This window comes from Flaviramulus basaltis, from assembly GCF_900114265.1.
In the GTDB taxonomy this organism is placed as follows: Bacteria; Bacteroidota; Bacteroidia; order Flavobacteriales; family Flavobacteriaceae; genus Flaviramulus; species Flaviramulus basaltis.
Genome location: NZ_FPKV01000001.1, coordinates 1,348,876 through 1,363,338, shown reverse-complemented (window position 1 = coordinate 1,363,338; position 14,463 = coordinate 1,348,876). Strand labels below are relative to the sequence as shown.

The following is a 14,463-nucleotide window of genomic DNA, read 5'->3' as shown; positions in this document are numbered from 1 at the left end:
AAATTATATTGATATAAAAATCAATTATTTAGGAAACTTATCTCTAATCTTATCTAAACTCAAATTATGAATACTACCAACATGTGTATGTTTTTTAGAGGTATCTGGAACATAAGTACCATCTTGTACTTGTCCACCAATTTTTTGATAAGCTTCTCTAAAACTTTGTCCTTCAACAACCAGTGTGTTAATATTATCTACAGTAAATAAATATTTATATAAGTCACTATTTACATCAACATCTTTAACAATAATTTGCTGAATTGAATAATTAAAAATATCTAAAATGTCTTTTACATCTTCAAAAGCAGCAATAATATTTTCTTTTAATAACTGAAAATCTCTATGATAACCACTAGGTAAATTATTTGTTATTAAAATCATTTCGGTTTGTAAAGCTTGAATTTTATTGCATTTACCACGAATCAATTCAAAAACATCAGGATTCTTTTTATGAGGCATAATACTACTACCTGTAGTTAATTCATCAGGAAAAGAAATAAATCCAAAATTCTGACTCATATACAAGCACACATCCATAGCAAATCGCGCCATAGTATTACACAAACCACCTAATGCCGCAGAAATGGTGCGTTCGTTTTTGCCGCGTCCCATTTGAGCCGCCACCACATTATATTTCAAAGTCTCAAAACCCATTTCTTTAGTAGTAAATTCTCTATCTATTGGAAATGAACTTCCATAACCTGCTGCAGAACCTAAAGGGTTTTGATCAACGGTTTTAATCGCTGCATTTAGCAAGTACACATCATCAATCATCAACTCTGCGTATGCAGAAAACCACAACCCAAAAGATGATGGCATGGCCACTTGTAAATGCGTATAACCCGGTAAGACTTTGTTTTTATGAGTATCAGCTAAAGTTAAAAGGGTTTCAAAAAGAGCTTTTGTTTTTTCTTTAACTAACCCTAAATTATCTTTGTAATATAAATGAAGAGCAACTAAAACTTGGTCGTTTCTAGAACGAGCTGTATGGATTTTTTTTCCGACTTCGCCATGCGATTTAGTAAGTTCAAATTCTATTTTAGAATGTACATCTTCAAACTGTTCATCAATCACAAAAGTGCCTTCTTTAATTTGGTTTTCTAATACCTTTAAACCACTTAGTAAGCCTACCAATTCTTCAACAGAAATAATCCCTACTTTTTGAAGCATTTTGGCGTGTGCTTTCGATGCAATAACATCGTATTTTGCTATATGAATATCTATTTCTCTATCGTTTCCAACAGTAAATTGTTCTATTTTTTTATCGATTGATATACCTTTATCCCAGAGTTTCATTTCGTTTGAATGTTTATTTGTTTATACGATTACTCGATTTAACAATTCAATATATATTTTAATACCTTCTTCGATTTCATTTATATAAATAAATTCATCTGCCGAATGTGAACGTGTGCTATCTCCAGGTCCTAATTTTAATGACGGACAAGATAACGCCGCTTGATCTGATAATGTAGGCGACCCATAAGTTGATCTTCCCATAGCAATTCCTGCTTTAACCAAATCATGATTTACTGGAATTGATGATGAATTTAATCGCAAACTACGCGGTGTCATACTTGTACAAGGCGCTTCTTTTTGTAAAATTTCGGCAATCTCAGAATTAGTATACGCATCATTTACGCGAACATCTATTACTAATTTCACATCTGCTGGCACCACATTATGTTGTGAACCTGCATTAATTTGTGTTACTGTTAATTTTACATCACCTAAAGCTTCAGATCCTTTTTTAAATTTAAAATCTTTAAACCATTTTAAGATTTCAATGGAATTATATATCGCATTATTATCGTTTGGATGCGCCGCGTGACTTGGTGTACCTTCAACCACTGCATCAAAAACTACTAAGCCTTTTTCGGCAACAGCTAAATTCATTAAAGTTGGTTCTCCAACAATTGCAACATCAACCTTTGGGATTACAGCTAACATACTATTTAGCCCATTGGGACCGCTACTTTCTTCTTCCGCAGAAGCGACAATAACTAGATTATATTTTAAATTTTTTTGATTGTAAAAATAAGTAAATGTTGCTATTAAAGACACCAAACACCCACCTGCATCGTTGCTACCTAAACCGTATAATTTTCCATCTTCTACAATAGCTTTAAATGGATCTTTAGTGTAGGCAGAATTAGGCTTAACCGTATCGTGATGCGAGTTTAAAAGCAATGTCGGTTTACTTTTATCAAAAAACTTATTGGTGGCCCAAACGTTATTTTTGGTTCTTTTATAATCTATTTTATAATTCTTAAACCAATTTTCAATGTGCATCGCAGTTTGATCTTCTTCTGAAGAAAAAGATTGCGTTTCGATGAGTTTTTTAAGTAACTCTAGTGCTTCGTTTGTTAGTTGTTGAATCATAAAAACAAAGTTGTAAATTTTTGGTCTCTATTACTAATAACTGTTGGATTTCCTATAATAACTTTTGAAACACCTTCGCTTAACGCATGATAACAATTTTCTAATTTAGGAAGCATGCCATCGGCAAATGTGTTATTAATTTTTAAAGTTTCGTAAGTACCTGTATCCATATAATCAATTACCGAGTTATCATCATCTATTGAAAGTAGCACACCATCTTTCTCGAAACAGTAAATTAGTTCTGTTTGATAATGCTTAGACAACCCAATGGCTAATTCTGAGGCGATGGTATCTGCATTAGTGTTTAAAAGCTGTCCATTTTCATCGTGTGTAATAGCACAAAAAACGGGCGTAATATTATTATCTAATAACGCAGTTATTGCTCCGGTATTTACTTTTTTAACATCGCCAACAAAACCATAATCTATCTTTTTAACTGGACGTTTTACAGATACAATAGTATTCCCATCGGCTCCTGTGAAACCTATAGCATTACATTTATTTGATTGCAGTTTAGCTACAATATTTTTATTTATTTTACCTGCATAAACCATGGTGATAATATCTAAAGTATCAGCATCGGTGATACGTCTACCATCAATCATATTTACAGGCACATCCATATCTTTAGCAAGTTTTGTTGCTAATTTTCCGCCACCATGAACTAAAATTTTTGGTCCTTTAACGGTTGAAAATTGTGACAGAAACTTTTCTAAAGCCGCATCATTATCAATAATGTTTCCGCCAACTTTTATGATTTTGATCGTTTCCATTTTATAAATTTTCTAATATTTTTTTAAGGACTAATTGCGCTGCATAAGTTCTATTATTGGCTTGTTGAATAACCAAAGAGCTATCGCTATCTAAAACCGCATCTTCTACAACAACATTTCTTCGTACTGGCAAACAATGCATAAATTTAGCATCGCCAATTTTATCTTTAGTAACCATCCAATTTGGATCTGTATTTAAAATTTTTCCGTAGTCAGAATAGCTACTCCAATTTTTCACATAAACAAAATCAGCATCTTTAAAAGCTTCTTCTTGATTATGGGTTATTGTCGTATTTACTGTAATTTCTGGATTTAAATCGTAACCTTCTGGATTTGCAATAACAAAATCAACATCCATTTTCTGCATGGCTTGAACAAAACTATTGGCTACAGCATGAGGTAACGCTTTTACATGTGGTGCCCAACTTAAAACGACTTTCGGCTTTGAAACGTTTGCTTGTTCAGATATTGTAATAGCATCTGTTAAACCTTGTAATGGATGTCCTGTCGCGCTTTCCATATTAACAATTGGAACAGACGCATATTTTTTAAACGAATTTAAAACGTGTTCGCTTTCGTCTTTTTCTTTATCTGTTAGTGTTGGAAATGCTCTTACCGCAATAATATCGCAATATTGTGAAACTACTGCGGCGGCTTCTTTAATATGTTCTGCTGTATTTCCATTCATAATAGTTCCATCGCCAAACTCAATACCCCAAGCATCGCCTGAAACATTCATAACTATTGGATCCATTCCTAAATTTAATGCTGCTTTTTGTGTACTTAAACGCGTTCGTAAACTTGAATTAAAAAACAATAAACCTAGGGTTTTATTTTTACCTAATTTTTTAAACTTAAGCGGATTTTCCTTTAGCGCTTTAGCTTCCTCAATCCAAGAATTGATATTATCTATATCGTGTATGGAGGTGTAATTCTTCATTTTAATACTTATTTTATTTTAGTAAATGGCGCTTTATTTTCAAAAGCATTTAGTATAAAATTATCTTCTAAACCATTTACAATCCAAGTTTCAATATTTGAGTTTTTAGCGACTGAAGCAGCTTCAATTTTTGATTCCATTCCGCCACTTCCATGTGATGATTTTGAGTTAACAATTTCATTTTTCAAAGCTTCAAAATCTTCAACAATTTCTATAGTTTTTGGCGCATTACTTTCAATAGATTCTTTGGTGTAAATTCCGTTTGTATTTGTTGCTATAATAAACAAATCAACATCTAAAAGTGATGCGGTTAATGCTCCTAATTTATCGTTGTCACCAAATTTAATTTCATCGGTTGCAACCGTGTCATTTTCATTAATAATTGGAATATAGCTATTACTAACTAAAACATTTATAGTGTTTACAATATTGGTTTTACTTTCTTGTTTTTCAAAATCGGAATACGATAATAAACACTGCGATGTTAACAACCCATATTCTCTAAAAATTTCTTGATAAATTCTTATTAAATGTGGTTGCCCAATAGATGCTAAAGCTTGTTTTACATTAATATCCTTTCCCTTACTTTCCAGCTTTACAAACTGTTTTGCTACCGCAATAGCGCCAGAACTTACAATAACAAACTCACAGGTATCTTTAAGGTGCGCTATTTGATTGGCTATATCTTCAATCTTACCTCTAGAAATATTATCGGTCTCTTTAGTAAGTGTATTTGAACCTACCTTAAGCAAAATGCGCTTCTTTTTTTGCATGCTATCTTATTTGTCCGTTACCGTAAACGTACCATTTATTGGTTACTAAATGTTGTAAACCAATTGGCCCGCGTTGGTGTAATTTATCTGTACTAATCGCTAATTCGCCACCAAGACCTAACTGACTTCCATCTGTAAATCGCGTTGATGCATTATGATATACTGCCGCTGTATCTACATTTTCCATAAACGTCTTAGCTTGGGCTGAGTTTTTAGTGATTATTGATGATGAATGTCCGCCAGAATATTTATTTATCATGGCAATAGCATCTTCATTTGAGTTAATTTCACCTATTACAATTTTATAATCTAAAAACTCTTTGTACCAAATATCGTTAGATTGAATCTTTTCTATTTCATCATTTTTAGACAATGCTTCATCACCTAAAATCTCAACATCAAATTCTTTAAGTTTTGAAATTAACTTTTGAATAAATGCTTGTTTATTAGGAAGATTTCCGTCAATCAAAACCTTATCTACAGCATTACAAGCTGATATTTTTGCTGTTTTCCCGTTCAATATAACATCTAAAGCAATCTCTAAATCGGCTTCCTCATGTACATACACAAAATTATTTCCTCGACCGCTAATAATAACCGGGCAAGTCGCATTCTCTTTTACAAATGCAATTAAACGCTCTCCACCACGAGGCACAATTAAATCGACTTTTTGCGTAGGATTTTCTAAAAAAGCTTGGGTTTCTGTTCTGTTAAATTGTAAATATTCTACCCAATCGGTTGATGCATCGTTAGCCTCTAAAGCTTTATGCCACAATTCAACTATTTTTAAATTTGATTTTAAAGACTCTTTTCCGCCTTTTAATAATATTTTATTTCCTGATTTAAATGCAATTCCCGCAGCTTCAACCGTTACATCTGGTCGCGATTCGTAAATAATCATAACTGTACCAAATGATGCTGTTTTATTATAAACCTGCATGCCGTTATCGTGTTTAAAGCTAAACCGTTCTTTTCCAACAGGGTCTTCTTGTGATGCTAAATGTGTTGCCGAAGCAATCATGTCATCAACTTTAGAATCATCAACTTTTAAACGGTCGTACATGGAAATATCATCTCCTTTGTAAGCTTCTAAATCTGTTTTATTAATTTTAATAATAGCGTTCCTTTCTTCTTGTAAAAGTGATGCCATTTTTAATAATACAGCATTTCGTTTTTCAATAGATAGTAAGGTGTTCATTTCTTGTTTCTTTTTTTGTTTATATCCGGGTATTCTACAATTTTTAAAGCCGAAACCCGACTACAATTTTATAATTTTATGTTAAAATTTCTACAAGGCTTTTTTTAAGGCTTCAAAAAACTGATTAATATGTTCTTTTTTTATTGTAAGAGGTGGCAAAATTCTTAATAGCTTTTTATTTGATGCTCCTCCAGTAAAAATATGATAATCATAAATAAGTTTTTTTCTAAGGTCGCCAACTTCAAAATCGAATTCTAAACCAAGCATTAAACCTCTTCCTTTAATATTTTTTATTTCTGGAATTGTTTTAGCTATCGAAATAAAATACTCCGACATGGCGTTAACATTATCTATTAAATTTTCTTCCTCAATAGTATTTAAAACAGCTAAACCTGCTGCACAAGCTAAATGATTACCACCAAAAGTAGTTCCTAGCATACCATATTTGGCTTCAATATCGGGATGAATTAAAATACCTCCAATAGGAAAACCATTACCCATACCTTTTGCTATCGAAATAATATCTGGTGTTACATTATAATACTGAAAAGCAAAGAATTTCCCCGAACGCCCATAACCCGATTGCACCTCATCTGCAATAAACATGGTGTTATTTGTTTTACACAATGCGTAAACTTGTTCGAAAAAATCTGAAGTACCTTGATCCAAACCACCTACTCCTTGAATAAATTCTACTATTACCGCACAAACATCACCTTTTTCAAGTTCAGCTTTTACGCCTAAAATATCATTAAGTTCTAAAATAGTTACCTTTTGTTGAGCGTTTATTGGCGCCACAATATTAGGATTATCAGTTGCTGCTACAGCTGCTGATGTACGCCCGTGAAAACCATTTTTAAAAGCAATAACACGAGACTTACCTGTTTTAAATGATGCTAATTTTAAAGCATTTTCATTCGCTTCAGCACCAGAATTACATAAAAATAATTCGTAATCTTTACAACCTGAAAGTGCTTCAATTTTATCAGCTAATTCAACTTGTAATGGATTTTGAATGGCATTAGAATAAAACCCTAAAGTTTTAACTTGATTTGTAACAGCCTCAACATAATTAGGATGTGCATGCCCAATTGAAATCACTGCATGACCTCCGTAAAGGTCTAAATACTCGGTAGAATTTTCATCGTAAACATAAATATCTTTACCCGAAACTGGTGTTACATTATATAATGGATAAACGTCAAATAATGGCATTTTAATTATTTTTAATTTGATTAATTTTTTCAAATGAAGCCACAATTCCTTGAATTAAAGCAGAGCTTAATCCTTGATGTTCCATGGCATTTAAACCTTCAATAGTACAGCCACTTGGCGTTGTTACACGATCTATTTCTTGCTCTGGATGTCTACCTGATTCGAGTAACAAACTAGCTGCACCAAAACAGGTTTGTGTTGCTAATTCATGGGCTTGTTCTGCTTCAAAACCTAATTGTATAGCACCTTGAGTTGTTGCACGCACTAAGCGCATCCAAAAGGCAATACCACTAGCACAAATAACGGTTGCTGCTTGCACTAAATCCTCAGAAATAACCATAGTTGTTCCTAACTGATTAAATATTTTTTGAGCTAATTCTACTTTATCTTGTGCTTTCTCATTAGCAGCAATACACGTCATAGACTTTCCAATAGAAATAGCTGTATTAGGCATAACACGAATAATATTTTTATCACTTCCTATAATATTTTCAATTCTAGCAATATCAACACCAGCAGCTACCGAAATAACCACATGGTTTTTAGTTATTTTTGAAGCAACACTTTCTAAAACACTATCTATATGTTTAGGCTGAAGCGCAAAAATGACCATGTCTGATTCTTTAACAGCTAGAATATTATCGTTAGTTATAGTCACATAATCTTCATCATAAAAAGCTTTAACTGCCGTTGTGTTTTTATCACTTAAATATAATGACGTAAACGATTTGTGTTTAATAAGTCCTTTTGCGATTGAACTCCCTAAATTCCCTGTTCCTATAATGGCTATTTTCATGATATTCTAAATTTATTTTTTTGGCGTTTCCCTATGGGTCGCGCTTTCCGCTATATCTTTTTTTCTACTTCAAAAAAGGATGCCGCTTCAATCGCTAACGCACCACTGTTATGTGATACTAAAACAAGTTCAGCATGACTATTATTTTAAAAATAGGTTGCTTTTAATTGTAATCCTGTTGTTTCTTCCAAACCAAACATTAAATTCATGTTCTGTATAGCTTGACCTGACGCACCTTTTAAAAGATTATCTATAATACTTGTTACTAATAATTTACCATTATGTTTATGTAAATGAATTAAGCATTTATTAGTATTTACTACTTGTTTTAAATGCAATTCTTCATCTGAAACGAACGTAAATTTAGCATCACTATAAAATGATTGATAAATCGTTTTTGCTTCTTCAATAGAACCTTCAAAATCTGTATAAACAGTTGCAAAAATACCTCTTGAAAAATTCCCTCTATTTGGCATAAAAAGAATATCCGAAGAAAAATTATTTTGTAATTGCTTTACAGATTGATTAATCTCTCCTAAATGCTGATGTGTAAATGGTTTGTAATACGAAAAATTATTATCTCGCCAAGTATAATGTGTTGTTTCAGACAATGAAGTTCCAGCACCTGTTGCTCCTGTAACCGCATTAACATGCACATCGTTACCCAATAAACCTTTATTTGCTAATGGTAAAATTGCTAATTGAATTGCTGTAGCAAAACAACCAGGATTTGCAATATAATTAGCCTTTTTGATGTCATTTTTTTGTAATTCTGGCAAACCGTAAACAAATGTTTTTCCTTCAAAAACTTTATCATTTTCAAGTCTGAAATCGTTTCCTAAATCAATGATTTTAGTGTTTTCTGAAAATGTATTAGCTGATAAAAACTTCACAGAATTTCCATGACCTAAGCATAAGAATAGCACGTCGACTTTTGGATTGATTGTATTCGTGAATTCTAAATTTAATGACCCTATTAAATCTTGATGAACCTTACTTATTTTATTGCCAGCGTTAGATGTACTGTAAACAAAATTGATGTTTGTTTGTGGATGATTAATTAACAGTCTAATTAATTCGCCCGCAGTATAACCAGCGCCTCCAATAATACCTACTTCAATCATGATTCTGAGTTTACTTGTTGATATATTTTATTCTGGTTTCCTAAAATTTTTATAAATCCTTTAGCTTCATCTGCTGTCCAGCCTTTGTTTTCTTCACCATAACTTCCAAACTTCGCATTCATTAAATCATGTTTAGAAGAAATCCCATCTAAAGAAAAATGGTAAGGTTTCAATGTAACCGTTACATCACCAGAAACTTTATCTTGACTACTTTGCAAAAAGGCTTCCATATCTCTCATTACAGGATCTAAATACTGACCTTCATGTAAATGCATCCCAAAAAAACTTGCTAAATATTCTTTATGTTGTAATTGCCATTTAGTAAGCGTATGTTTTTCTAATAAATGGTGTGCTTTAATTGTAATTAATGCCGCTGGAGCCTCAAAACCAACTCTACCTTTAATTCCTACAATTGTATCTCCCACATGAATATCTCTACCTATAGCATAAGCTGAAGCTAAATTATTTAAGGTTTCTATGTTAATTTCAGGATCATTTTCAACACCATTTATAGCTAATAGTTCACCTTTTTCAAAAGTTAATTTTACTTTTTCATCTTCGGCATGTTTAAGCTGAGATGGATAAGCACTATCTGGTAATGGTTTTTCCGAAGTCAACGTTTCTGAACCTCCAACACTTGTTCCCCAAAGTCCTTTATTAACAGAATACTTTGCTTTTTCCCAAGACATATCAATTCCGTTTGCTTTTAAATAGTCAATCTCTTGTTGTCTAGTTAATTTTTCATCTCTTATTGGTGTGATGATTTTAATGTTTGGCGCTAAGGTTTGAAAAATCATATCGAAACGTACCTGGTCATTTCCTGCTCCTGTACTTCCGTGTGCTATATATTCTGCGTCTATACTTTTAGCATATTCAACAATTTCAATAGCTTGAATAATTCGCTCTGCACTTACAGATAAAGGATAAGTATTATTCTTTAAAACATTACCAAAAATTAAATACTTAACCACCTTGTTGTAAAAAGTTGTTACAGCATCAATATTTTTATAAGTTGAAACTCCCATTTTATAGGCGTTAGCTTCAATTTTATCAATTTCCGTTTTTGTAAAACCACCTGTATTTACGCTTACTGCATGAACATCATATTCTTTTGATAAACTTACGGCACAATACGATGTATCTAATCCGCCACTATATGCTATTACTAATTTTTTCATTGAATTATTTTTTATCTTTTTTAAGAAACATAGTTTGCTTGATGTTTTTTAATCTAGTCCAAACCTTCTTATCGTAATCGTGATCATGTTCTTTTTTAACTTGTTTATCTGGATCATATAACATCCCTGTACACAAACACATTTTTCTATTAGTACGTGTTAATACATCATAATTTTTACAAGTTTGACAACCATCCCAAAAGGTAGGATCGTCTGTTAATTCTGAAAAAGGAACAGGTTTATAACCCAAATCACTATTCATTTTCATTACAGCTAAACCAGTAGTTATGCTAAAAACTTTAGCATCTGGAAACTTATTTCTTGAATGTTCAAAAACTTTATGTTTAATTTGTTTTGCAAGTCCATCACCTCGATAATCTGGATGCACAATTAATCCGGAATTTGCAACGAATTTTCCATGACCCCACTTTTCTATATAACAAAAACCTGCAAATTTATCGCCATCTAAAGCAATAACAGCATTTTCATTTTCCATTTTTGTAGCAATATACTCTGGAGTGCGTCTAGCAATACCTGTGCCTCTAACAGCTGCAGATTCTGCAATGGTTTCGCAAATAATTTCTGCGTATTTAATATGTGATTTATTGGCTATTACAACCTTCATTTCCTAATTTGTATTGAATAATAATTATTGTTTTGTTTTTGATAGCTGAACTGGACTCACCTAGTTCTATAAACTGACATACACCCTTACGGGCGACGAGGAAAATAACGACGCATAGAATGATTGTTAATTATTAAATTAACTCTATTTTGAAATACTATGATAAAATTTTTGGACACTATGAAAAATTAAAATTACGTTATTGTTTTACTAATCTGAAGTATTAGAAACTGCGGCGGCGATTGCGCACGGGCAAACCGGGTATAGAACAACGTATTTTATTTTTTAAAATTTTCATAATGTAAAACTATAATTTTATTTAATACAACTAATAAAACACGATTACTTTTTTGAAAAAATTATTAATATTTAACAAAAAAATGGTGTTTGTTAAAAATAATGTGCTTTTTTACTTATCTATTTTATTATATAAAAAAATGGAGTTCAAAAACTGAACTCCATTTTACACTATAAAACAACATATATGTATGTTTTTATAACTCTTTTATTTTAATATCTTTAAACCACACCTTGTTTCCATGATCCTGTAAACCAATATGTCCTGTCTGGTGTGTACCAAATCCTTCCCATCCTTTAAACTTAGAATTCTCAACCATAGCGTCCCACTCTTCTCCATGAACTGGGAAGCTAACAATTTCTGTTCCGTTTAAAGTTATAGAACCTTTATTAGTTTTATGGTTAACTTTAACAACACATAAATTCCATTCTCCTGCTGGCTTGCAAACATCATGCTCTGGCTGAACTAAATCGTATAATGCTCCTGCCTGATGATATTTAGGATTTGCCAATGCATCTGGATGACGTTCATTATCTAATACTTGAATTTCTGGTCCTGTTTGATAAGCTTCGCTAAATTTTGGATCTTCAAATACGCTCCAAAATATTCCACTATTTCCACCTTCAGAAATTTTCCATTCTAATGATAACTCAAAATTGGTATAAGTTTCTTTAGTTATGATGTTTTTTCCGCCGTCTTCTCCTGGTGTAAAAAGCATTGCTCCATCATCAATAGTCCATTCTGGGTACATTGAATCTGTTAAATATCCTCTCCATTTATCTAAAGATGTTCCATCGAAAAGAGAAACCCATTCATCTGTAGTATCAATCTCAATTACCTTTTCTACCTCAGCACTAGTTTCTGATAACTGTTTTACTTTTTCTTTACATGATGTAAATGCAACTGCAAATATTGCTAGTAAAATAAAATTCTTCATTTTTAAATAATTAAATTGTTTATAATCCTAATATCTTTTTTAGTTGTTTTTCATCAGATTCACCACCTGCAAAATCATCAAAACGTTTATTTGTTACTTCTATAATGCGGTTTTGAATAAAATCTACGCCTTCTCTTGCACCTTGCTCTGGACTTTTAATAACACATTCCCATTCTAAAACAGCCCAAACATCGCAACCATATTCGGTTAATTTTGAAAATACTTTTTTAAAATCGACTTGTCCATCTCCAAGCGAACGATATCTCCCTGCTCTATTTTTCCAGTCATTATACCCTCCAAATGTTCCTTTTTTTCCTGATGGATTAAATTCTGAATCCTTTACATGAAACGCCTTAATGAACTCATGATAATGGTCTATATATTTAATATAATCTAACTGTTGCAATACAAAGTGTGAGGGATCATAAAGAATATTTACCGCTTTATGATTTCCTGTAGCTTCAAGAAAACGCTCAAACGTATCACCATCGTGAATATCTTCAACTGGATGGACTTCATAACAAACATCTACGCCATTATCTTCAAAAGTGTTTAAAATAGGTTTCCAACGATCTGCCAATTCTTTAAAACCTAGCTCTATTAAACCTTTTGGTTGTTGTGGCCAAGGATGTACATAAGGCCAAAGTAATGACCCAGAAAATGTGGCATGAGCATTTAATCCTAAACGTTTACTAGTTTTAGCTGCTTTATGCATTTGATCTGTTGCCCAAGCTGTACGCTCTTTTGGTTTTCCTTGTAATGCCTTTGGCACAAAAACATCAAACATAATATCATGAGCAGGATGTACTGCTACTAACTGACCTTGAATATGTGTTGAAAGCTCTGTAATTTCTAGTCCGTAACTATTTATTTTCCCTTTAAAGCTATCACAATATGTCTGACTATCTGCAGCAATATCTAAATCAATAATAGATTTATCTAACGTTGGAATTTGAATACCCTTATAACCTAAATCTGAAGCCCATTTACATAACCCATCAAGTGAATTAAATGGCTCTTTATCATCCATAAATTGTGCTAAAAATATAGCCGGTCCTTTTATAGTTTTCATTAATCTACGTTTTCAATTTCTACCCAAACATTTCCTTTTTGATGAGATTCTACAGCTTTTTCAATAAAACCCATACCTCTTACACCATCAATAATTGTTGGGAATTCACCATGATTATAAGGCTCATTATTAATGGCTTTAGCAATACCTTTATAAATATTTCCCATAGAATCAAATATGCCTTCTGGATGTCCTGGAGGTAGCTTAGATCCATCTAAAGACAATTGGGAATTATACGAATGTCCTGGTTTTAAAACACGAAGTGGTTGCCCATCTTCCATTAAATACAAAAAATTAGGATTTTCTTGTTCCCATTTTAAACCTGCCTTATCACCGTAAATTTTTACAATAAAACTATTTTCTTCTCCTGTGGCAATTTGACTTGTACAAATCACACCTCTAACATCATTTGAACAACGTAGTAAAACAGTGCCATCTATATCCATTTTATTGTCTGGATATAAATAATTTAAATCAGCTAAAATAGATTCTATTTTTAATCCAGATACATATTCTAACATATCAAAAGCGTGAGTACCAATATCTCCAATACAACAACTAATACCTCCTTTTTTGGGATCAAGTCGCCACGTATTTGCTCTTTGTTCTTTATCGTGAATAACAGGATTAATCCAACCTTGATAGTATTGTGCATCTACTCGTTGGATATTACCCAACTCTCCGTTTAAAATCATTTCGCGCATTTGACGCACCATAGGATAACCTGTATAAGTATAAGTTATAGCAAATATGGTTTTAGATTTTTTTAAAGTAGCATTTAAAATTTTAGCCTCCTCATAAGTGGTTGTCATTGGTTTTTCGCAAATAACATTAAACCCATTTTCTAATAGCTTTTTAGCCATAGGAAAATGAAGAAAGTTTGGAGTAAGAATAGACACTATTTGCATTCTTTCTTCGACCGGAAGTTTTAATTCTTCTTCAACTAGTGTATCAAAATCTTTATATATTCTATTGGTTGGTAAGCTTATCTTTTCTGCAAAACCAATATTTTCTTCCCAAACAGGATTAAAAACACCTCCAACAATTTGATATTTATCGTGCATTGATGATGCTATGCGATGCAATACCCCAATAAGAGAATCTCCTCCTCCGCCTAAAATTCCTAATCTAATTTTATTACTCATTTAT

The 14,463-nt window shown here is 32.2% G+C and carries 14 protein-coding genes; all 14 read right to left on the bottom strand.

The features are described 5' to 3' along the window. Positions 1-24: 24 nt before the first annotated feature. On the bottom strand, positions 25-1,299 hold the full coding sequence (argH, locus tag BT151_RS06160) for an argininosuccinate lyase (RefSeq protein ID WP_072400853.1): 1,275 nt from the start codon (positions 1,297-1,299) through the stop codon (positions 25-27). A gap of 21 nt (positions 1,300-1,320) precedes the next feature. Then, positions 1,321-2,385: a M20 family metallo-hydrolase gene (locus BT151_RS06155; RefSeq protein ID WP_072400852.1), complete on the bottom strand. Its 1,065-nt coding sequence runs from the start codon at positions 2,383-2,385 to the stop codon at positions 1,321-1,323. Then, positions 2,382-3,158 (bottom strand): acetylglutamate kinase, encoded by a 777-nt coding sequence (argB, locus tag BT151_RS06150; RefSeq protein WP_072400851.1) that lies wholly within the window; start codon positions 3,156-3,158, stop codon positions 2,382-2,384. The genes BT151_RS06155 and argB overlap by 4 nt, the downstream gene beginning before the upstream one ends. Before the next feature lies 1 nt (position 3,159). Then, a complete protein-coding gene (locus BT151_RS06145) occupies positions 3,160-4,098 on the bottom strand; it encodes an N-acetylornithine carbamoyltransferase (RefSeq protein WP_072400850.1) in 939 nt (312 codons plus the stop codon). Between the two features lie 8 nt (positions 4,099-4,106). After that, on the bottom strand, positions 4,107-4,871 hold the full coding sequence (gene proB / locus BT151_RS06140; protein ID WP_072400849.1) for a glutamate 5-kinase: 765 nt from the start codon (positions 4,869-4,871) through the stop codon (positions 4,107-4,109). 1 nt (position 4,872) lies between these two features. Continuing rightward, positions 4,873-6,069 carry a glutamate-5-semialdehyde dehydrogenase gene (locus BT151_RS06135; RefSeq protein WP_072400848.1) on the bottom strand — a complete coding sequence of 399 codons (1,197 nt, stop codon included), beginning with the start codon at positions 6,067-6,069 and terminating at the stop codon, positions 4,873-4,875. A 90-nt stretch (positions 6,070-6,159) separates the two neighbouring features. Then, positions 6,160-7,284, bottom strand: a complete 1,125-nt coding sequence (locus BT151_RS06130) for an aspartate aminotransferase family protein (protein WP_072401018.1) — start codon at positions 7,282-7,284, stop codon at positions 6,160-6,162. A 1-nt stretch (position 7,285) separates the two neighbouring features. Continuing rightward, on the bottom strand, positions 7,286-8,080 hold the full coding sequence (gene proC, locus BT151_RS06125; protein ID WP_072400847.1) for a pyrroline-5-carboxylate reductase: 795 nt from the start codon (positions 8,078-8,080) through the stop codon (positions 7,286-7,288). Positions 8,081-8,226: 146 nt separating this feature from the next. Continuing rightward, entirely contained in the window at positions 8,227-9,204 is a 978-nt protein-coding gene (argC, locus tag BT151_RS06120) for an N-acetyl-gamma-glutamyl-phosphate reductase (RefSeq protein ID WP_072400846.1), read from the bottom strand. Next, positions 9,201-10,382 (bottom strand): argininosuccinate synthase, encoded by a 1,182-nt coding sequence (locus tag BT151_RS06115; protein WP_072400845.1) that lies wholly within the window; start codon positions 10,380-10,382, stop codon positions 9,201-9,203. Before BT151_RS06115 ends, argC begins: the two co-directional genes overlap by 4 nt. Positions 10,383-10,386: 4 nt before the next feature. Beyond that, positions 10,387-11,007, bottom strand: a complete 621-nt coding sequence (locus BT151_RS06110; RefSeq protein WP_072400844.1) for a GNAT family N-acetyltransferase — start codon at positions 11,005-11,007, stop codon at positions 10,387-10,389. A gap of 494 nt (positions 11,008-11,501) precedes the next feature. Beyond that, positions 11,502-12,242, bottom strand: a complete 741-nt coding sequence (locus BT151_RS06105; RefSeq protein WP_072400843.1) for a 3-keto-disaccharide hydrolase — start codon at positions 12,240-12,242, stop codon at positions 11,502-11,504. A 19-nt stretch (positions 12,243-12,261) separates the two neighbouring features. Further along, positions 12,262-13,314, bottom strand: a complete 1,053-nt coding sequence (locus BT151_RS06100; RefSeq protein WP_072400842.1) for a sugar phosphate isomerase/epimerase family protein — start codon at positions 13,312-13,314, stop codon at positions 12,262-12,264. After that, positions 13,314-14,459 carry a Gfo/Idh/MocA family protein gene (locus BT151_RS06095; RefSeq protein ID WP_072400841.1) on the bottom strand — a complete coding sequence of 382 codons (1,146 nt, stop codon included), beginning with the start codon at positions 14,457-14,459 and terminating at the stop codon, positions 13,314-13,316. The genes BT151_RS06100 and BT151_RS06095 overlap by 1 nt, the downstream gene beginning before the upstream one ends. Between the last annotated feature and the right edge of the window lie 4 nt (positions 14,460-14,463).

Bases quoted from the DNA above. Each gene is read 5' to 3' on its own strand.
- BT151_RS06130 (WP_072401018.1), bottom strand. From the start codon at position 7,284: ATGCCATTATTTGACGTTTATCCATTATATAATGTAACACCAGTTTCG.
- BT151_RS06115 (WP_072400845.1), bottom strand. From the start codon at position 10,382: ATGAAAAAATTAGTAATAGCATATAGTGGCGGATTAGATACATCGTAT.
- BT151_RS06155 (WP_072400852.1), bottom strand. From the start codon at position 2,385: ATGATTCAACAACTAACAAACGAAGCACTAGAGTTACTTAAAAAACTC.
- proC (WP_072400847.1), bottom strand. From the start codon at position 8,080: ATGAAAATAGCCATTATAGGAACAGGGAATTTAGGGAGTTCAATCGCA.
- BT151_RS06135 (WP_072400848.1), bottom strand. From the start codon at position 6,069: ATGAACACCTTACTATCTATTGAAAAACGAAATGCTGTATTATTAAAA.
- proB (WP_072400849.1), bottom strand. From the start codon at position 4,871: ATGCAAAAAAAGAAGCGCATTTTGCTTAAGGTAGGTTCAAATACACTT.
- BT151_RS06105 (WP_072400843.1), bottom strand. From the start codon at position 12,242: ATGAAGAATTTTATTTTACTAGCAATATTTGCAGTTGCATTTACATCA.
- argB (WP_072400851.1), bottom strand. From the start codon at position 3,158: ATGGAAACGATCAAAATCATAAAAGTTGGCGGAAACATTATTGATAAT.
- BT151_RS06095 (WP_072400841.1), bottom strand. From the start codon at position 14,459: ATGAGTAATAAAATTAGATTAGGAATTTTAGGCGGAGGAGGAGATTCT.
- BT151_RS06110 (WP_072400844.1), bottom strand. From the start codon at position 11,007: ATGAAGGTTGTAATAGCCAATAAATCACATATTAAATACGCAGAAATT.
- argC (WP_072400846.1), bottom strand. From the start codon at position 9,204: ATGATTGAAGTAGGTATTATTGGAGGCGCTGGTTATACTGCGGGCGAA.
- argH (WP_072400853.1), bottom strand. From the start codon at position 1,299: ATGAAACTCTGGGATAAAGGTATATCAATCGATAAAAAAATAGAACAA.
- BT151_RS06145 (WP_072400850.1), bottom strand. From the start codon at position 4,098: ATGAAGAATTACACCTCCATACACGATATAGATAATATCAATTCTTGG.
- BT151_RS06100 (WP_072400842.1), bottom strand. From the start codon at position 13,314: ATGAAAACTATAAAAGGACCGGCTATATTTTTAGCACAATTTATGGAT.